The organism is Rubidibacter lacunae KORDI 51-2 (genome assembly GCF_000473895.1).
GTDB classification, from domain to species: Bacteria; Cyanobacteriota; Cyanobacteriia; order Cyanobacteriales; family Rubidibacteraceae; genus Rubidibacter; species Rubidibacter lacunae.
The window spans coordinates 21,628-40,342 of sequence record NZ_ASSJ01000070.1 but is presented as its reverse complement, the minus strand read 5'-3'; the positions used below and the strand labels follow the sequence as shown (position 1 = coordinate 40,342).

Sequence of the window (18,715 nt, the reverse complement as noted above, 5' to 3'; positions counted from 1 at the left end):
ATTTGACACCTGATTGGTTGTTCCTGTGGGCTCTCCATAATGACATTCTGAGAGGAGAAAGTGCGTGATTGCTGTATCGTTGCGTCCGACACGTTGCAACTGGGGTACTTTGAGTTTCGCATCTACGCTTTACCTTTGCCCGATTTTAGATTTGTTACTTGCAAAGGTGCCTGAAGAGGATCGTCCTGAGGTTCGTTTAGGGCTTCAGGAGGCACTGGTTAATGCGGCCAAACACGGCAACAATCTCGATCCGACGAAAACAATTGTTGTGCACTATTCATACGAAGAGCGCCAATACACGTGGGTGATTTCTGACAACGGGTCTGGTTTCGATCCGCAGCGTACCTGCGAATATCCTGAAGATCTTTTGCCATCAGAGTTTTTAGATAGAGGTCGCGGAACATGCATTTTGCATAAGGTCTTTGACCGAGTGCACTGGAACTGCGAAGGTACCCAGCTTGTACTGAGCCGCTATATCACAAAGCCGAGATGGTTTCCGTTCTGGAGCTCATAACGAGGAGTTGGCATGCTTTTCTGATAGAGAGAGTTTGCCAAACGAGAGAGGTTTGTAGAAGAAAGTATTAGGTCACGAGTCGAGTCAGTATCATCGGCAACATCTTCAAATAAATCACTGCTTCGCATACGGCTAGTAAACGCACCTGTTCTTTACGACCTGGCGCAGTTTTTCCAACCAAGCATCGGTTCTTCACGCTCCCATCACAGGCGTATGACCCTCGGTCGTCATCAAAGCTGCCCTAGGCTTGGATCCCCAAACCCCCTTTAGAGCTCGAACAAACGCCTTGGAAATCATGACCGGATCTAGCAAGGTCGAGTCGGTGGCGTTGCACACTCAAGAGATGATTGACCTTGGAATTGGCACTGTCCGGTAACGCAAATTATGCACCAGAAGCCTATCCGATAGCGTCAGCATCTCTTCGGATTTAGAATAGCAACGAGTCTTGCGCTTCAGTCTGGCTAGGGAGTGCCTCAGTCTTGTATTCTCTCCTTCCATTCGGGTCATATACGTTTTACTCGCCAAGTGCTCTATGCATCCATGAATTTTGGATACACCGGGTAGCCATCGCTAACCCATCAGAAATAATCTCACCCTTGCATGCGCTCCCAGAGCTTCTCAAAGGTCTAGCTGCTAAGGTCGCCAACCCTGAAGGCCAGCGTGCCAGGATGTTTATGGTCAACCACCGTCCATATCCATCATTTTTTCTTGGAGCCGACGAAGGTTTGTAGTTCGTCGACCTCCCCAATCTTAAGAGCCTGAGTCTCTTCAGTGGGGAGCTGGGGGAGCTCCTGTACACTCAAACGGTCTCAATTGATGAACGGTGTTGTGGTTGACCCCAGTGCCAGGTTCGATGCTCCGAAACCCCTGTCCCTCGACGTGTCGCCGCAAGCAGACTTCCCGAACCTCTGCTGGGTAACCACGTTGAGAATAGAACTCGACACATTGACAGCCGCAGTCCTGGCACTGGTAGCTTTGCTTGCCACATCGGTGGCCGTTCTTGCGAAATTGTTGGGATTGGCATTTGGGGCATCTCATCCTGCCATCATGCAATGCCGGACCGTCTAAATCAGGGCATAAAGCAACACAAAGCAAGCGTCAAATGACGCGTCTAGGCTTCGCCTGACGGTTTTGAGTACGGCAAGTCGCAAATTTGCAGTGCGTCATCACAGATAAAGACCGCCTGCGACTGCGTTACCGGAAAGCTTTCTTGCGAACGATCGCCTCAACGACTCCGCTCAGCTGCGCGCTTCAGCCACGATCGCGTCGAGGATTGCTTGCGCTCCTTGCTCGCGCAGTTTCTGAGCCAAGGTACGCCCGATCGTGTCGGCATCAGCAACGCTGCCGCTTAACGTATCGCGGATCAGCTGCTGTCCGTCGAGGCTGGCCACCATCCCTACCAAGGTCAGTGTCTCGTCTTCAATACTAGAGTTAACGCCGATCGGCACTTGGCAACCGCCTTCGAGTTCGCGCAGCAATGCCCGCTCGGCCAAGCAGCGATCGCGGGTGTGTTCATCTTCAAGTGCTTTCAGGAGCTCCAGAATCTCCGTGTCGCCCTCCCGGCACTCGATACCGAGCGCCCCCTGACCGACTGCGTGCAGCGAAATCTCTGACGGCAGCAGTTGGTGGATGCGATCGGGCATGCCCAGTCGCTGCAGTCCGGCTGCTGCCAGGACCAGTGCGTCGTACTCACCCGCATCCAGTTTGGCGAGGCGCGTGTTGAGGTTACCGCGAATGTCTTTGAAGACCAGATGCGGATAGTGGTGACGTAGTTGGGCGAGGCGGCGCAGCGACGACGTGCCCACTACCGTTCCTTCAGGCAAAGCGGCTAGTTGGCGATCGGCGAACTTGGGATGGAACACCAGCGCATCGGCGGGCTCCACGCGCTCGGTAATGCAGCCGAGGGTCAATCCCTCCGGTAGGTGCGTGGGCAGATCCTTGAGGGAGTGCACCGCCAAATCTACCTGCCGATCCAGCAGCCCGAGTTCGAGCTCTTTAGTGAACAGTCCCTTGTCGCCAATTTTGGAAAGGGCAACATCAAGGATTTTGTCGCCCTGGGTGCTCATCGCTTCGATTGCGAAGGTGCGATTGGGAAAGTGTTCTTGCAGGCACGCTTGCACCCATTCGGTTTGCACCATTGCCAGGTTGCTTTTGCGGGTGCCGATGCGGACGGGACGCGCGGAAGTGGAAACGGCAGTCATATCGCGGACTCTTTACGGTGTGAAGACGCAGCAGATATCTAGCCTATCGCGATCGCCAGTCCCGCCGCGCGTCCCATTTCTAAAGGATTGCCCGGCGGGCGGGTGTGGCGCGGGCTTCATGGCAGTCTCATTGCGAACAATCAACTGCACGCAAACGCGCTATAAACAAGCTTCGACGGGTTTGGGAATTTCACTCAGGAGTTATAAAGAGCTGCAATGCCGCCGGCCAATAACGATGCAACGTTTTTCCACTTCGAGTCCGATTTTGTCGGGTCCCTTCGCTGTATTCCCATGCAGGTTCGCTATAAGCTCGATACCTGCGGCGTCAAGCTAAAGCTTCAACACTGGAATCAATTCGACGCACGCGAACGGCAAACTTTCGTCGAGCTGCCCTGTACGACGCCGGAGGACACTGCAGCCTATCGCGATCGCCTCCAGAATGCCGTTGCAACTTACACGGGAACCCCGGCGAAGGAAGTAGACATCGACCCCCATCCACCATGGCTGCAAGCCGATGTGGTGCCACCGCTCGTGCGAAAAAAAGCCCGCGACTTTAATGCCGATGTTGCACCTGAGCAGTGGGTGGGTCTAACGCCGCTGCAACGCTTTGCCTTGATCAAACTCAGCCGCCCCAGTCACGAGAACAAGAACTTCTATCTGGCACTGCAGGAATTCGGCTTGGCGGCAGGCGACCTGGCAACCGACAACGCGACCGGGGATCGCCTCAGCCCAACCGAATCCGACGGAATTTGCTAGGGTCGAGGCCGCTGCGATCGCCCCGCACGCTCGACTGATGGACCTTACCCCGAAACACTACGCGGACTTTTTGGACATAGGCTTGTTACTCGGGCTCTGCACGCGTGCTGAGGTCGAGCACTGGGCTGAGCGTCTCATTGCCGCCAGCGATCGCCCGCCGGACTGGGCGCTCGAACTTGCTGTCTGCACGCACAAGCATCCCCTAGATGTCTGCCACACGTTACGCGCCGTTCCTGGAGCGGCAAATCCGGAGCAATCGCTGCGCCTGCTGTTGGCTAAGTTGGCGATCGCGCAGCCGGCGTTGAAGCCTGACGGCGACATCCATCCTGCCGACTGGCAATTGGCTAGTGGACTTTATCGAGTCATCTGCGACCGAGGCAACCTGTCCGAGAACGTCAGGGGTCCTATTGCCGATTTTTATCTCGATATCAGCTGTATTCTCGGAGGATCGGGCGATCGCGCGATCCTAGAGCGCAGCTACGCCGCCTTGCTCGCAGCCGGTCGAGAGCTGGTGCCTTATTTGGAGGCGATCGCGTCTTGTTCCCAGTCTGGAGATCGGGCGTGAGCATTACGATCCACGCTCAACTGCGGGCCGGTTATCGCTGGCTGGAACGCTATCGCAATACGCGTCCCGTCTTTGTCTGCGTACTCGGCTTTACCGAAACGGCCCTTGTGCCAGGTATCTCTGCAGCCGGAGCGACACCCGACGATCGCCGCACCACCGCAATCGCCGACGCAGAATTTCTTATCGACGGTCCGCGACTCCATCCCAAATATCCGCTGCCGCCGCTAAGCGTCGGCGTTTCGCCCGTGTTTATCGCGCGCACCGTCACTGCCGGTCTGAATTGGCCGGTTTATTTATTTTCTGCCGGGTTGCCTCAACAACCCACCGTCCGCGCGATTCCACTCGGCGGCTGCCCGGCCCGCTGTGTCTCGACAGGAGATGCCTTGCCCCCGGCGATCGCGCAAACCCTATTCGCCCGCGGCTGGAATTGGGGCGAGCGGCTGGCTCGTGCTGCTGCCGACAGCTACATCATCTTGAGCGAATGCGTCGTCGGCGGCACCACCACAGCCCTTGCCGTACTTGCCGGACTCGGTATCGATGCCTTTGGCAAAGTCAATAGCAGTCACCCACAGTGCAACCACGCGCAGAAGTGGGAGCTCGTCCACACCGGGCTCGCGCGTGCCGGTCTGCTTGACGATTGCTCCACTAACCGCTCCGACCCGCTAGCGATTGCTTCGGCTGTAGGCGACCCGATGCAAATTGCCGTAGCTGGCATGGCATCCGCTGCAAGTCACCGCTGTGGCGTTCTGCTAGCTGGTGGTACGCAAATGCTGGCCGTCTTCGCGCTGCTGCAGGCGCTCGATCGGGCAAACTCTCAGCGCATTGCCGTTGGCACTACGCGCTGGGTGGCAGAAGACCCTACAGGCGATACTGCCGGGTTGGCGCGCGCGATCGGGACTGTGCCGCTGCTAGCAACCGATTTGAGTTTGGCTGCCGCGCGGCACACAGCGCTACGTTCATACGAGCGCGGTTTTGTCAAAGAAGGTGTCGGTGCAGGGGGTTGCGCGATCGCTGCTCATCTCAGCGCTGACTGGAGTAACGCACAGTTGCTGGCTGGAATTGAGGCGACCGTCGATGCCTATCAACACACACGCTATCAAGATCGCCCCCAAGCGATAACGCACCCGCTCTAGCGCAAACCTCCGTTAGACACGACTTCGATGCACCCAACTGTTATATCACTTGCAAATAGGGGATCGAATCTCAAGTTAAAAATAGTTAAGTAGCAGCAGGCTTTTAGGTGATAATACGTCCCAAATTGCGCAAAATGGCAGCTATTGAGAAAAAGCAACTAATTGCGATCCTTCAAAGCCAATCCCAAAATGGGTCTCAATATCTCCCACGTCGTAAAATTAATGTCGAGAAAGGCATAAAAGGAATTGTGAGAGTACCAATTTCGTTTGCTTAGGCGAGCTACATAGTGGTAAATAATGAGCAAAGGTCATGCTTTATATTGATTAGCTTGCATATTCCATAAACTAGCATATTCACCATCTCTATCTATCAACTCCTCGTGAGTTCCGACCTCAACCAGGTGTCCTTTTTTCATAACCAGAATACGATCCGCCAATTTTACAGAAGCAAGACGATGAGTCACTAGGATAGTGGTTTTTCCACGAGCTAACTCAGTGAAATGCTGGTAAGTTTCATATTCACTTCGAGGATCGAGCGCAGCAGTAGGTTCATCAAGGATAAGTATCTGGGCATTTCTACGGACAATGGCTCTGGCTATAGCCAGCTTTTGCCATTCTCCACCGGAAAGCTCAGTGCCGCCAAACTGCTTACCCAAAGGAGTGTGCTCCTTTTCAGGAAGTCGCTCAACCAAAGGATGGATTCCTATTTTTCGAATCGCAATTCTTAGTTCCTCGTGATTCTCAGCGACTCTCGGATCTCCAAGGGCAATATTTTCACTTAAAGTAAGATAATAACGACCAAAGTCTTGAAAAACACCAGAAACCTGCCTTCTCCAATCGTCAAGATTTAGCTCTTTAATATTGATGTCATCAACTAATATTTCTCCCCGTACGGGATCGTACATCCTTAATAGCAACTTTATTAGAGTTGTCTTTCCCGCACCGTTTTCCCCAACAATCGCAATAGTTTCACCTGGTAAAATCGTGAAAGTAATATTGAGTAAAGCTAAACGGTTATCTGGGTAAAAAAAACTTACATTTCTAAAATCTATTCCTGAGCGTAATGGTTTTTTTACCAATTCCCCAGGGAAAGAAAGTCTCATATTAGGTTCACTATCCAGAAAAGAAAATAGCTGTTGCATATAAAGCATCGTTTCATGCAAGTTTAGCCACATTCCAAAAAATTCTTCAAGACTCCATCGCAGATTTGTCAATGCTTCTAGAAAAAGAAGAATGCTACCTGGGCTAATCTGACCTCTAAAAGCTTTCCTTACGATCCAGTAAAATGCAGCACCATTGCCAATTGTACTTAATAGGGCTAGCCCAGATACCCAAAGTGCCTGCCGAATACGTAGGCGGCGTATCGATCTGTGTAAAACTTGAAATGCTGTTAAATATTGACTTACAAAAAAATTCCCTAGGTTGAAAAGCCTTATCTCCTTTGCAAATGTATCAGAAAAAAGAACTGATGTAATGTAAGACATGCGGCGAGATTGATAGCCCTTGTCAAAAAAAGCAGACCATATTTGTGTCTCATACTGCATGGATACCAATATTTGAGGGAAAATAGCAATTGTTAATATTATTGGGATCCAATACCCAAGAGGTAAAAGCAGAATTAACATTGTTAATAATGTAATACAAGAACGTCCCCCTACAACAATAGAATTTAATAGGTTAAATGGCTGATAATTTAACTGTTTCTGAAGTATCTGGAGCTCATCATAGAATCTTGAATCTTCAAAACAACTTAGATCTGGAAAACTGTTAACTTTCTCCATTAAGAGTAAGCTTAGATGCGCCGTTAGTTTATCATTTAAATTACCTTGAAGAGCCTTTGTCCAAGGATTAAGAAGGAGTGAAAGCATTAGAACCCCGATCCAACTCGTGACCAGAATTATGATTATTGAAAGTTTTGGCTGAACATCAGTCGTTAGATTAAGAACCACTTCATCAACGACAAGCTTACTAATTGATATACTAATTGCCGGAAATATTCCTTGCAAAATACTAAGGACAGCAAGAAAAAGGCTTTCACAAAATGCTGCATTCCACAGAAGTGTCAAAGACCTACTAACATCTCTTACATAATTATAAGTTTTGATAAAGAAAAATTTTAACTTCATTATTAGCACTTGAATCTAAATTCTAAGCTTCAATGTCCAAAAGTTTAAACGACTAGTATTTTTTTAAAATACAGATAAAGATCGTTCTTTTCATGAAAAGGTTTTTGCTCAACTTCTACCCACGCGTGGGCACGTATCGGATCGACTGCTACACCAACACACCAAATTGAGGAGCGTTTCGAAATCAAAGCATATATGGTAAAAGCCAATGAGAGTTCTAGGCAAGCAACTCTCCCTGGAAAATATAAGCTCGACTTGTGTATAGCAGCCCAAATAATTTCCGCTTCACATGTGTTTAGTTCTTGACAAGATGATCGCTTGAATTTCCTGAGAAGTGCACCAATTCTTTCTAGACTTAGGAGGTTTACCGCCAAGTAAGCAATAACAATAGTTGTAAGTCCCTTTAAGTATTCTCTAGGTTTCAGAGATAAATTTATCAATTCTACCGACATATCAGTATCCATATTCCGATATTCCTATTAGAATTTTTGCAATGAGGTAGTGAAACCAAAAAAAAATTTGTCATTTTCAGAAATCGATTAAACTCTTTTAATCAAACCTAGATCTTCTAAAGTTGTGGCAAAAAGTTTCATGTCTTGGACTAAAGTGTCACTTGGAAGATCGTATAAATTCTTGACTTGTTCAATAGCTTCCACTATAGAATTTAATTCTATTAGCAGTTTCCAAAATGTTGCAGCACTATCATTTAAAGTATAATATGTATTCTTCCTACTATCTAAGATAATAGCACTATCTTGAAAATATGTTGTAGAAACATATGACGGAATACGAGTATCATTCATTGTTTTAATCCCTTTAGATTACAAATTACCGTGAATTCCTGAAATTCCAGAATTCGTGCCGAGATTCATTTAAGCACCTAAGCCAGGCCTCCGTCGCTAGCGTTGGACTAAAAAGTGCTAGTTCATCGCCTAGACCCATGACAAAATTTTGCATCGCTGCTCGTAATTTGCTTGCATCCACTAATCCCAACCTGACAAGCTGTGAATTTTCGAGGGATGAATTAATACCATTAAGATTAGCCTTGAATCCAATAAATTCATCGGCGACATACTCCCCTTTAGTATTTCTTACATATATACTGGGAGGAAGTATATCTTTGAAAGCTTCGACCAGAAGGGGTTTGTATGAAATAGGACTTGTTCGCTCGTATGGTCTGGCTGATAGACACGCCTCAACTACTAATCGATCGAAATAAGGATATTCCAAATTTACATCATACAAATCGGCTACCTGTTGAATAGTACGAGCTGAAATAGCATTTAGCTGGATCAATGAAATTGTTAAATGCTCTCCCATAGATCCTGAAAAAGGGACTGCAATTTCTGTCAAATCTTGGAGCTCAGCAATAACTTGCTCTCCCAACTGATCTGAATGCCAACTCGCAATTGTAGGAAGTATATCCCATGCCATGCGAAAACTCTTTGACCTTTGATTCAATTTCAGGTCACTGAACTCAAGCCTTTTCACTTTCTGCAACCAATTAGGATAAGAAAGAATGCTTCGTTTCACAACAAGAGATAATAACCCTAGTAATGATAGGCTGTGAACCCGACACCAACCAGCAAGATGTAGGAAGAATCGGGAAAAGCTAGCTTTTCTCATAAGATCGATGAGATAACTATATCCCACACTCATTAGCACTGCATCGCCTCCCTCCCCACTCATATGTACTTGAGAATTGATTGACCTGATTGCCTTCATTACATAATCTAGCCCGCCCATACAATATGCAAGAGCAGGATTTGGGAAATCTGTAAATGGAATTAAATTCAATGAGCCATATTCAAGTGGAATATTTTCCTTGCAAAGCATCAATGCTTCTATATTAGGATAAAGATTAGCTGCGTCTTCAGCATATCTTATATCTGATGATCGAATGGCACTATGTGTCTTCTCAGTAACTGTATAGAATTTTTTGCCTTTTTTGTTTAGCATCTTAGCAGCAATCATAGCTATGGTTGTTGAGTCAAACCCACCGCTTAAATCGCTACTTGCATTGCCATAGAGACTTGCTCTTCCCTCTACTGACTTCAATAAGCATTCTTGAAGTGCATTTGCAGATTCTGCAAATGGTTTGTAGCCGGAAATGGTAACCCAATATTTTTTTAGTTTCGAATTTGTGGGAGTTATGTGTAAATAATTACCTGGAGGAATTAATTTAATATTCTTAAACGGAGAGCGAATTTTAGACAAGCTCAAAGTAGATATTCCAGCTAGAGAAGTGGCTAACCATTGAAGATCGACTTCCGCCTTGATTAGTTTTTGCAATGAAAGCGAAATAGAGGAATAGATAATCGAAGAATTCCAAGAGGCATAGAATATTAGCCGGACTCCCATAGCATCAACGAAAATGTAAGTATCTTCACCTGATTGAACGATCAAATTATAGTTACCCGGTAACTGCATTAATAAGCTATAATTTCTCAACTGTTTAGCAGCTTTTAACTTCCTGACAAGGTTCTCACGGGATGATAGACAGGTTCCAACAAATACTACTTTTACAGACCCTTCCGTAAGACTAATATATTGTTGCTCTTGCCAGCTTCCGCAAAGCCAAAACGAACTTAAACCCGTCCAAATACTTTTGCCTTTAAGAGGTTCAAGTAATTCTAAATTGTTATTTTCTTCATTTCCTTTTACTGAGCCACAGAACCAACGTTTCATATCTCCCCTCAAGATTTTTAAAGCTTATTCTAAATACTAGGTGCACTAGAGAATGTTATTTTTGGATTTTCAATTTTTTGAATCTTGTACAACTGATTTCATATGTAAGTCTATAGACTAGAAGTTCTTCAGTTTTCTTGCAACTTAATCCCTTCAAAGTGGAAAAACCTTATCTTCAATACTGACTATCAATTTATTTAAGTTAGTTAATTGCAGTTTCTTAATTTCAACTCTCATGCCGCAATCTTGCAGATTCTCGAGAATTCCTGCCGATTACTAGCAAGTTCTAACTAGTTAATAAACCTAAAACTTGTTGCCGTGGAATAATTTCTCAACACGAGAACCGTAAGCTATATTGTCGCAGGATTTACATGGAGGTCCTTATCGGTGATTCCTAATACTTTTGAATGAACCAGATTGCAGCTGCAGATGCCATCGTGCCAGATGAGATAATTCCAAAACAATCTACGTTTACTTATTTAGGCTATTGCTCTCGCAAATTTAGCGAAAATTACGGGTAAATTTGAAAATAGCAACGTAGTGTAGGCGCAATTGAGAAGGAGCAATTTTGCATGAAACTATTGTTTCATCTCAGAAGCGGTCGCGATTAGCAATACTTTAATGCCCCAGGAACACTAAGGCTAGAAATGCAAAATGCACAGGGAGGTCGAAGTGCTTGAAAATCAAAAAAAGATCTTCCTATGGAGTTTCAAGAACATATCCGTCGATGCATCCGCTCAAAAGTAGAATTGGTTTTGGCTGTGTATGAAAGCTAAAACATTTTGAGAATCACATTACTGAATCTACAAGCACAGCAATGAATGAATATTAACTACTAACATCCCCCCGCTGAAGTCTTGAGGGGATGCTAGCAGCTAAAATTAGCCTATGAAGAGGCTATGCGGAGGGGTCAATTGGAAAACGCCATCTAGCGTCTCTAATGAGAGACTGACCAAAACTAAGAGTCATTTTGACTGCATCACCTACGCAAACGATGCGCGGCTCCTGATACTGTTTCTTCGAATCAATTGAAGTCTGCATTATCTCTCCTTAATTGCTTAGTAAACTTTTACAGTATGAGATCTCTGAATTTATGCTATCTACTCGCTATGAAAGTATCCATGCAGGACGAAAGAATATTTTCAACAGCTGGCCTAGTTTACATAAACCTATTGAGTTCTCACAACCATCTAATTGATACCATGCAATCAAGTTCGACGCAAGTGATTCCTGTCACTAATGGAGAGGAATATTGGGTTTGATGTGCCCTCAAGCTCGGCGTAACTCATTTCTCTTGCAGATCCCGCCCAACTGCAAGTATATGTCGCGTCACAACCGCTGTCATCCTTTCTCAGAACACCCTCGTGGTCCATATCCAGACCCTCGAAGGGATCGAGCGGACTGTGCGCGCCGAAGACCAGCAGACGGTCCTACACCAGTAGGTTTTTTCGCGGCAGCTACCAAAAAAAGCGGGCTACCCCAAAAAAGTGAAAAGCATCCTCGAGACCTTAACCCTCACCAGCGAGCCACAGCCCAGCACTTGCAACTCAATCCCTCCAGTCAACTGAGCCCGATGCTCGATCTCAACTGTCTGCGCGTTAGTGCCAAGGTTGCCTCCCAGCACGCTTAGGTTTACATAGCACTACTGACATGAATCCCGGTCTATGACAACACTCAACACCGCTGTTCATAGTCAATTGTTTCCAGCACCCCAGTCGACCACGACAATGACACAAGCTAGCCTGGGGTGGGGACTGTGCGTTTGTTGGTGCTGCCCGAACAACCACTACGCTGAAAAAAATATGTGATTGCATATCTGCACCCGGGACAGCTCTAAGGTGCATGATTGGTGCATGATTTGAGGACAACGGTGACTTGGTCACCTAGCTGAGCAAGCAATCGGTGGCGAAGCCCGTGACCTGCCTGGGAGTTTGTCCCGACGAGATTTGGAGTCTGTTTGCCTAAATGCCACAGGCCCTGGAGCAACTGGAGGTCTTGGTCCGGTGTCACCTGATTGAGAATCTGGTAAAAGTTGGAGCACGCCTTAGAGACTGCAGCAGGCCCTGCAACTGCTCTGGCAGTGAAGGTGCTAGCAACCCCAGAATTATTCAAGTACAGTCGCCATTATCAGATGCAGTGTACCGACGCTACCTGAGCAAGCTCCGTTTGCACTTACCTAACTTTGAGTTTCTGCAAAATGGGAGGTGTAAGCCTTCGGTTCGGGGCTTAACGGTGAAGCAAATTGACCAGCGGCTGAAAATCTCAGGGACAAGATAGGAGACGGACGATGTGCCGCATTTGTAAGCACATCGATGTACCTACCTCAACCAATGGCTCTGAATTCTCTCTATAGAAGTAGATGGCTACCCATCGCGAGGAGTTTTCAGTAAGGAAAAGCTATCTCGCGTAATCTCGAACTGACGGTGGAGAGGCCGCAGAAAGTATAAGTTGAACTTCTTTGAGAGCAGAGAATGCGCTGCTGTCGTGGCTCAGCGACATTCTCAGGTACGTTTCGGAACTAACAAGACGCGATCGATGAGCAGTAATTGTTACTAGAAGTGAATGTGACGTGCGAGCATTTGCTCTTCTAGGGCCGCAATGCGGTTGTAAGCTGCCGTCAGTTGGGTGTTGAGGCGGCGAATCTGGATGTCTGAAGAAACGGAATGTGCATTGACCGAAGGACCGCTGTTGCTGTCAGGCAGCACGTCTTTGTGTTCCACCACTGAATCCAAACCGCGGGGATGCGACTCGATGGCAGCGAGGACGGCAGGGTCGATGTTGTCGGCATCTTCTCGGGCTTGGCGATCGCGACTGGACATGTGGCGGTCGAACTTGACACCTAGCTGTTCGATCGCCAAGTACAATCCATCAACCTTTTGCTGAAGCGTGCTGAATTCTACGCGGAACTCTTCCATTGATATCCCAATCTGCCTGTCCTCAGACATGATATTTGGACAACCAAAAAAATCGTCCGGAGTGCGGATTCATTTAACAATTGGACATCAAACTTGAAGCTCGTTTGCCACACGACAACGTTTGTAACGAAAGCATTGTATTCTACTTAGGTGCTTGGGAGAACCAGCTCCAGTACGTTGCAATAATCTCTTCGCCCCACAGCACGCTGACGGCGGCACCGAGCGCCAAAAAGGGACCGAAAGGCATTGGCTCGCGTCGCCCCAGCAACCCGAGTGCAATAGCACTAACGCCAATGACCGATCCGAAAGCGCTTGCGAGGAAGCCCGACAGCAACGCCATTTTCCAGCCCAGCCACGCACCGATCCCGGCTGCCAACTTCGCATCGCCGCCCCCCATTGCTTCCTGCCCTAGAGCGGCCGTGCCTACACGCTCCAGGATCTCGAATGCCCAGATACTCACAACCGCGCCGAGGATGCCGCCGGTTAGGGCGATCGCGGCACCGCTCGTGCCGTCGTCTTGCAGCCAACCCCGCGCGACTTGGAACCCCAACCCGACGACAACGCCAAACTGCGTGAGCGCATTCGGCAACGTCATCGTGTCGATGTCTATGAGAGATAGCGCCAACAACCAGCTTAGAAAAATCGCGCAGCTAGCCATCTCCAGCGACCAACCGAACCGCGCAAAAGCAAGCAGAAATAACGCTGCCCCAGCTGCTTCTACCAGCGGATAGCGCGGCGATATGCGCGTGCGACACCGCCGGCAGCGACCCTGCAGGCGCAACCAACCGATCACCGGTACGTTTTCAGTGGGCCCCAGGCGGTGTTTGCACGCCGGACAATGCGAGGGAGGATACAGCAGCGATAAGCCTGCCGGTATACGATACGCCACTACGTTTAGAAAGCTACCGACCGATGCGCCGAAAATAATCGCCACTGTAATTAACGCGATCTCTGCGATCGTGTCCATGCTGCATCACCTCACTGCACTAGAGACACTCAGATAGCGTATCCGACCGCTCCACGCAGAATCTAGCTGTCTGCATCCAGTCGTCGCTGCCATTCGGCGTCAATCGCGTCGGAATGCTCATTTTCTTGCTCGAGCAAGTCCCGCTCGCTCGTGTACGCCAAATTGTTGCGATCGACAACTGTCCGGGCGGCAAATTGCCGGGCGAAGTCCAGCTTGGCCTGCAACTCCGGTGACGGTTCGGCCAGCTGGAGCGCGCGATCGGCGCGCTTGAGGTTACCTAACCGAATTTTCTGGTTGCGCCACTGAATCCAGAGGTAACGCACGGCTGGCACCGCGAGATAAGCAATCCCGTAAATCAGAATCAGCGGTAATAGAGAATCCACAAAAGCAATGAACCGGATACCGGCAGCAAGTTCGGGATTGCTTTGGATTAAGTCACCTAAGACGAAGGCCAGCACCAAATACAAGCCACCCAAGCCCCCGGCCCAACTCAGCTGTGCCATACTTGCTTGGCTGAAGCGCCATCGGTGCTCTTCAAAATAACCGCCGCTGTTGCTCGGACCGCTCTGCGATCGCGTCGCCGCCGTCACCTGCAGTTCGGGAAAGTAGTAAACGAGGTCGCCGCGCTCGGAGACTTCCGGCCGGCCGTCGAAACGCACCAGTACCGGTAGCAGAAAGTCCTCATCCTCATCGACCTCATCGACGTAAGGCGCGACATGCTCGGCTGCGATCGCGCCGCCTTGCTGGCGGATCGCGCTACCGATCGCTTGCCAGCGTCGCTCCTCGCGATCGGGGTTGGGATTGCCGTCGCCGAACAGGAACGAAAAGATTGCTTCAAGGAAGTTTAAGTCGCTGGTGTAATCGGCAGAAGGGGAGCTCTCTGCTTGAGCGGCGCTTAAATCCCGGCGGCGGCGCGCTGCACCGTAGTCGTAATAGAAAAACCAGAACGGATCGGGACCGAACCAAATGAAGCGCGGCATGAAGAATATCGGGATGCCGACACCACTGCTTTCATTTGAACTCGAGCGGTTGCCATCGCGCGATCGCTGGGAAGAAGCGGCGATCGCAATGACGGCGATCGCCACAACCATCAAAACGATTGTGGCAATCAGGAGGATCCCGAAGGAAATGCGGACCAGATAAAACAATATGCCCCAAACTCGCTGCCAGGAATCCTGCAGGCGCAAGCGCCAATATTTGTTGCGCAGGAGGGTGCGGAAGTTTTGGGGAAACTCGTAGGCAATGTCGCCGGATTCAGCAACTTGGAGGTGCCCGCCTGCGTCGGCTGCGACAGCGAGCAAGCCCTGCCGTGCCTCGTTCAGCTCTAAGCCGGCCTCGGAGGCAAGATCACCAACCGTAGCGCGGTAATTCAATTGCGCGATCGCCTTCACGACCGCTGGATTGGGAGCCATTTAAGTGAATGAATGCTTCCGAAACGTCTGTGGCGCGATCGCGCTCGTTCGCTCCGTCGGGTTTGGCGACGCTGTTGCGCCAGCTAGCCTGCACTACTCAGCAGGTCTGAACAGAGGGCTTAAACCTAGAAGACCGGTTATTGCTAATAGGCCAGAGTTGCCAGGGTCTCGCGGAGATAGGCACGGACTCGTTCGTCGAGGTCGGCACACGTTGCCGGAGCACTCAAGCCCTGCTCGGCTTGCCAACACGTAAAGCCAGAACTGGAGGAGATTGCCTGTTTGAGGCTCTCCCACACCACACGTTCCCGCGCTGTTGGCTGCGACTCGGTGAAGCTGGTCGAAGGCATCGTCAGAAACTCCAGTCTGTCAGAATCCAACTTCAACCATAGCGCGGAACCTCTCGCCCTCATGACGCTTGCGCTACAAATGTACGATAAAGTGCCCAGCGATCGGTAATGTCTCCCATCGATGTCATGCATCGAACGCAAACTGGCAGCCGTCGGTGTTGAGTTCGGCAGCAGCTTAGGGCCGTTTGATGGCGCGCGCCGAAGAGAGGCTGCGCGATCGCCGAGTAACGAATTGCAGTTAGGCGATCGCACTTGTCCACAACCAGGGTTTTTGCTGGCGCTGGCGTTGCTCGAAGGCAGCGATCGCTGCTTCGTGCTGTAACGTCAGGCTGATATCGTCCAGACCGTTCAACAAGCAGTTTTTGCGAAATGCATCCACCTCAAACGCCAGCGTCTCGCCATTGGCGCGGCGCATGGTTTGGGCGGGCAAGTCTACCGTCAGCGTCGCCGTATCGGGATTCTGCGCGTCGGCTGTCAGCACCTCGACCTGTGCGGCTGGCAGCGCGATTGGCAGGATGCCATTTTTAAAGCAGTTATTGAAGAAAATATCGGCAAAGCTCGGGGCGACGATACAGCGGATGCCGAAATCCAACAGCGCCCACGGGGCGTGCTCGCGGGACGAACCACACCCGAAGTTGTCACCCGTAACGAGGATATGGGCGTCGCGGTAGGGCGAGCGGTTGAGCACGAAATCGGGAATTTCCGTGCCGTCGAGGGTGAAGCGCAGCTCTTCGAACAGCACTGCGCCCAAGCCCGTCCGTTTGATGGTCTTGAGATGCTGCTTGGGGATAATCATGTCCGTATCCACATTCAGCATCGGCAACGGCGCCGCAACCCCAGTCAGGGTGGTGAATTTGTCCATCTTCGAGAGTCTGTAACGTTCTGAGAAGTTCGATCGGGGGGCGTTAGGCGATCGCCGGTAAGATCCGGATTCAGAGCATTTGCGCTCCCGCTAGAGCAACTCGCGCACGTCTGTCAGCTTGCCGGTTACCGCCGCTGCTGCGGCCATTGCTGGGCTGACTAGGTGCGTGCGCCCGCCGCGTCCTTGGCGTCCTTCAAAATTGCGATTTGAAGTCGACGCACAGCGCTCTTGGGGAGCGAGGCGATCGGCGTTCATTGCCAAACACATCGAGCAACCCGGTTCGCGCCAGTCAAAGCCCGCTTGTTTGAAGATAACGTCCAACCCTTCCTGCTCGGCTTGGTACTTCACCAAGCCCGACCCCGGCACGATCGCGGCCCGCAACCCGCTTGCCACTTGGCGTCCTTCCGCCACCTTGGCGACTTCGCGCAAGTCTTCGATTCGCCCATTGGTGCAAGAGCCGATAAACACCGCATCGATATTCACTGCTGCCAGCGGCGTTCCCGGCTGCAAGCCCATGTAATCGAGCGCGCGGCGGACGGATTGCTGGCGGGCGGGTGCGTCGAAATTGCTTGGGTCGGGAACGGTGCCGGTAATCGGCAGTACGTCTTGCGGGCTGGTTCCCCACGTGACTTGTGGGGCGATCGTGCTAGCGTGGATCGCGATTTCTTTGTCGTACGTCGCGCCGGGGTCGGAGGGGAGCGACTGCCAAAATGCCACTGCTTGCTCCCAATAGTCTGCGCCCGGCGCAAACGGACGACCGCGCAGGTAGGCAAACGTCGTCTCGTCGGGAGCGATCAATCCCGCCCGCGCGCCGGCTTCGATCGACATGTTGCAGACGGTCATGCGACCTTCCACGCTAAGCGATTGCACCGCATCGCCCGCGTATTCGATGACGTGACCGGTGCCGCCCGCCGTCCCGATGCGACCGATGATTGCCAGAATCAAGTCCTTAGCCGTCACGCCAATGCCGCGCGTGCCGTTGACGGTGATGCGCATGTTCTTGGGCTTGCGCGCCTGCAAGGTCTGCGTCGCCAAGACGTGCTCGACTTCTGAGGTGCCGATGCCGAAAGCCAGCGCGCCAAAAGCGCCGTGGGTGGAGGTGTGACTGTCGCCGCAGACGATCGTCATCCCCGGCTGCGTCAACCCCTGCTCGGGGCCGATGATATGAACGATGCCCTGACGGCGATCGCTCATGGAGAAAAACTGAATGCCGAATTCGACGGCGTTGCGCTCTAGAGTCTCGATCTGCAAGCGACTTTCTGGGTCGGCAATTCCCGCTGCGCGATCGCTCGTTGGCACGTTGTGGTCGGCAACGGCGAGGGCGGCGTGAGGCTGGCGCGGCTGGCGACCGGCAAGACGCAATCCCTCGAAGGCTTGCGGGCTGGTCACTTCATGAACGAGCTGGCGGTCGATGTAGAGAATGCAAGTGCCGTCGTCGCGCTGGTGGACGACGTGGTTTTGCCAAATCTTGTCGAATAACGTTTGCGGCGCGTTCATGGGACGGTTGCCGACTCGCGGCGGTGTTGTTGTCGCGGCTACAGCATTCCATATTAGCTCGAGCGATCGCGCCACACCTTCAGGGCTCGGCACGCGATCGCCTCAGTCCACAGCAATCCATTCGGCGCTGTCTTGGCAGCAGTTTACTCCCCGAACGCGAACTAGGTGCCGCTGACGTGAACCACCACTTCACGGGTATGACTGCGCTGGCGGTGTTCCCACAGATAAACCCCTTGCCAGGTTCCTAGCAGCAACCGCCCATTGGCGATCGGAATCTGCTCTGAGGTTCGTGTCAGGGACGAGCGGATGTGGGCGGGCATGTCATCCGGTCCTTCGCTGTTGTGGATGTAGCGATCGTCCTCCGGGACGAGCTTGGCAAAGAAATTCGACAGGTCGACCAGGACGTCCTGATCGGCATTTTCCTGGATTAACAGACTTGCGGACGTATGGCGGACGAACACCGTACACAGCCCCGTGAGGATCGCCGAGTCGGCAACGACGCGCGCGATGTCGGCTGTGAGCTTGTGCAGGCATTTCCCGCTGGTGCGAACGTGTAAAACTGCCTGATGGTGGGGCATCGGTTGCGCTGAGCTGTGCGGAGATGGGGCGATCGCTCGGCTACGTTTCCTGTATGGCGATGCTGTGAGCCTTATGCTGGCAGCGATCGTCAGGTTCGGAATTCCCAAACCGCATGCTGTTTATCGATGCGATCCTGCCGCGATCCACTGGCAT

Annotated in this window: 17 protein-coding genes and 1 pseudogene; 4 read left to right on the top strand and 14 right to left on the bottom strand. The window is 50.9% G+C overall.

Features of this window, described 5'->3' with window-relative positions:
• Positions 1 to 64: 64 nt before the first annotated feature.
• The gene (locus KR51_RS18400; RefSeq protein ID WP_022608092.1) at positions 65 to 514 is read left to right on the top strand and encodes an ATP-binding protein; all 450 of its coding nucleotides are present in this window, start codon (positions 65 to 67) and stop codon (positions 512 to 514) included.
• A 336-nt stretch (positions 515 to 850) separates the two neighbouring features.
• On the opposite strand, the pseudogene KR51_RS18395 reads toward KR51_RS18400, so the two are convergent.
• Both KR51_RS18395 and hemC read right to left on the bottom strand, forming a co-directional pair.
• Positions 851 to 1,552: pseudogene (locus tag KR51_RS18395) on the bottom strand (IS1 family transposase).
• Positions 1,553 to 1,752: 200 nt separating this feature from the next.
• Entirely contained in the window at positions 1,753 to 2,715 is a 963-nt protein-coding gene (gene hemC / locus KR51_RS11950; RefSeq protein ID WP_022608090.1) for a hydroxymethylbilane synthase, read from the bottom strand.
• A 216-nt stretch (positions 2,716 to 2,931) separates the two neighbouring features.
• Here hemC and KR51_RS11945 point away from each other — a divergent pair, with 216 nt between their 5' ends.
• The 3 genes from KR51_RS11945 to cobT are packed head-to-tail and all read left to right on the top strand — an operon-like array spanning position 2,932 to position 5,169.
• Complete coding sequence (locus tag KR51_RS11945; RefSeq protein WP_022608089.1) at positions 2,932 to 3,471, top strand: nitrate reductase associated protein; 540 nt, start codon at positions 2,932 to 2,934, stop codon at positions 3,469 to 3,471.
• Between the two features lie 37 nt (positions 3,472 to 3,508).
• Entirely contained in the window at positions 3,509 to 4,036 is a 528-nt protein-coding gene (locus KR51_RS11940) for a hypothetical protein (protein WP_022608088.1), read from the top strand.
• Positions 4,033 to 5,169 (top strand): nicotinate mononucleotide-dependent phosphoribosyltransferase CobT, encoded by a 1,137-nt coding sequence (gene cobT, locus KR51_RS11935; RefSeq protein ID WP_022608087.1) that lies wholly within the window; start codon positions 4,033 to 4,035, stop codon positions 5,167 to 5,169. Before KR51_RS11940 ends, cobT begins: the two co-directional genes overlap by 4 nt.
• A 308-nt stretch (positions 5,170 to 5,477) precedes the next feature.
• Here cobT and KR51_RS11930 read toward each other — a convergent pair whose 3' ends face one another.
• From KR51_RS11930 to KR51_RS11890, 12 genes are all read right to left on the bottom strand, one after another.
• Positions 5,478 to 7,295 (bottom strand): ABC transporter ATP-binding protein, encoded by a 1,818-nt coding sequence (locus KR51_RS11930; RefSeq protein WP_022608086.1) that lies wholly within the window; start codon positions 7,293 to 7,295, stop codon positions 5,478 to 5,480.
• 44 nt (positions 7,296 to 7,339) lie between these two features.
• Positions 7,340 to 7,747, bottom strand: a complete 408-nt coding sequence (locus KR51_RS21325; protein WP_408638120.1) for a lasso peptide biosynthesis B2 protein — start codon at positions 7,745 to 7,747, stop codon at positions 7,340 to 7,342.
• Positions 7,748 to 7,834: 87 nt separating this feature from the next.
• Positions 7,835 to 8,098: a PqqD family protein gene (locus KR51_RS18385; protein WP_022608084.1), complete on the bottom strand. Its 264-nt coding sequence runs from the start codon at positions 8,096 to 8,098 to the stop codon at positions 7,835 to 7,837.
• A gap of 25 nt (positions 8,099 to 8,123) precedes the next feature.
• Complete coding sequence (locus KR51_RS11925) at positions 8,124 to 9,983, bottom strand: albusnodin/ikarugamycin family macrolactam cyclase (protein ID WP_022608083.1); 1,860 nt, start codon at positions 9,981 to 9,983, stop codon at positions 8,124 to 8,126.
• 2,552 nt (positions 9,984 to 12,535) lie between these two features.
• A complete protein-coding gene (locus KR51_RS11920) occupies positions 12,536 to 12,928 on the bottom strand; it encodes a hypothetical protein (RefSeq protein ID WP_198016778.1) in 393 nt (130 codons plus the stop codon).
• Between the two features lie 112 nt (positions 12,929 to 13,040).
• Positions 13,041 to 13,865 (bottom strand): prepilin peptidase, encoded by an 825-nt coding sequence (locus KR51_RS11915; RefSeq protein WP_022608080.1) that lies wholly within the window; start codon positions 13,863 to 13,865, stop codon positions 13,041 to 13,043.
• A gap of 62 nt (positions 13,866 to 13,927) precedes the next feature.
• The gene (locus tag KR51_RS11910) at positions 13,928 to 15,277 is read right to left on the bottom strand and encodes a hypothetical protein (RefSeq protein ID WP_022608079.1); all 1,350 of its coding nucleotides are present in this window, start codon (positions 15,275 to 15,277) and stop codon (positions 13,928 to 13,930) included.
• A complete protein-coding gene (locus KR51_RS20740) occupies positions 15,213 to 15,371 on the bottom strand; it encodes a hypothetical protein (RefSeq protein WP_232214605.1) in 159 nt (52 codons plus the stop codon). The genes KR51_RS11910 and KR51_RS20740 overlap by 65 nt, the downstream gene beginning before the upstream one ends.
• 49 nt (positions 15,372 to 15,420) lie before the next feature.
• On the bottom strand, positions 15,421 to 15,624 hold the full coding sequence (locus KR51_RS11905; protein ID WP_022608078.1) for a hypothetical protein: 204 nt from the start codon (positions 15,622 to 15,624) through the stop codon (positions 15,421 to 15,423).
• Between the two features lie 238 nt (positions 15,625 to 15,862).
• Positions 15,863 to 16,486 carry a 3-isopropylmalate dehydratase small subunit gene (leuD, locus tag KR51_RS11900; protein ID WP_022608076.1) on the bottom strand — a complete coding sequence of 208 codons (624 nt, stop codon included), beginning with the start codon at positions 16,484 to 16,486 and terminating at the stop codon, positions 15,863 to 15,865.
• 90 nt (positions 16,487 to 16,576) lie between these two features.
• Positions 16,577 to 17,983, bottom strand: coding sequence for a 3-isopropylmalate dehydratase large subunit (leuC, locus tag KR51_RS11895; RefSeq protein ID WP_022608071.1), 1,407 nt, complete (start codon positions 17,981 to 17,983; stop codon positions 16,577 to 16,579).
• 161 nt (positions 17,984 to 18,144) lie between these two features.
• Entirely contained in the window at positions 18,145 to 18,561 is a 417-nt protein-coding gene (locus KR51_RS11890; RefSeq protein WP_022608069.1) for a secondary thiamine-phosphate synthase enzyme YjbQ, read from the bottom strand.
• Between the last annotated feature and the right edge of the window lie 154 nt (positions 18,562 to 18,715).

Coding starts and splice junctions, on each gene's coding strand:
- KR51_RS11920 (WP_198016778.1), bottom strand. CDS start 12,928: ATGTCTGAGGACAGGCAGATTGGGATATCAATGGAAGAGTTCCGCGTA.
- leuC (WP_022608071.1), bottom strand. CDS start 17,983: ATGAACGCGCCGCAAACGTTATTCGACAAGATTTGGCAAAACCACGTC.
- KR51_RS11910 (WP_022608079.1), bottom strand. CDS start 15,277: ATGGCTCCCAATCCAGCGGTCGTGAAGGCGATCGCGCAATTGAATTAC.
- KR51_RS11905 (WP_022608078.1), bottom strand. CDS start 15,624: ATGCCTTCGACCAGCTTCACCGAGTCGCAGCCAACAGCGCGGGAACGT.
- KR51_RS11940 (WP_022608088.1), top strand. CDS start 3,509: ATGGACCTTACCCCGAAACACTACGCGGACTTTTTGGACATAGGCTTG.
- leuD (WP_022608076.1), bottom strand. CDS start 16,486: ATGGACAAATTCACCACCCTGACTGGGGTTGCGGCGCCGTTGCCGATG.
- KR51_RS21325 (WP_408638120.1), bottom strand. CDS start 7,747: ATGTCGGTAGAATTGATAAATTTATCTCTGAAACCTAGAGAATACTTA.
- KR51_RS11915 (WP_022608080.1), bottom strand. CDS start 13,865: ATGGACACGATCGCAGAGATCGCGTTAATTACAGTGGCGATTATTTTC.
- KR51_RS11945 (WP_022608089.1), top strand. CDS start 2,932: ATGCCGCCGGCCAATAACGATGCAACGTTTTTCCACTTCGAGTCCGAT.
- KR51_RS11930 (WP_022608086.1), bottom strand. CDS start 7,295: ATGAAGTTAAAATTTTTCTTTATCAAAACTTATAATTATGTAAGAGAT.
- KR51_RS11890 (WP_022608069.1), bottom strand. CDS start 18,561: ATGCCCCACCATCAGGCAGTTTTACACGTTCGCACCAGCGGGAAATGC.
- hemC (WP_022608090.1), bottom strand. CDS start 2,715: ATGACTGCCGTTTCCACTTCCGCGCGTCCCGTCCGCATCGGCACCCGC.
- KR51_RS11925 (WP_022608083.1), bottom strand. CDS start 9,983: ATGAAACGTTGGTTCTGTGGCTCAGTAAAAGGAAATGAAGAAAATAAC.
- KR51_RS18385 (WP_022608084.1), bottom strand. CDS start 8,098: ATGAATGATACTCGTATTCCGTCATATGTTTCTACAACATATTTTCAA.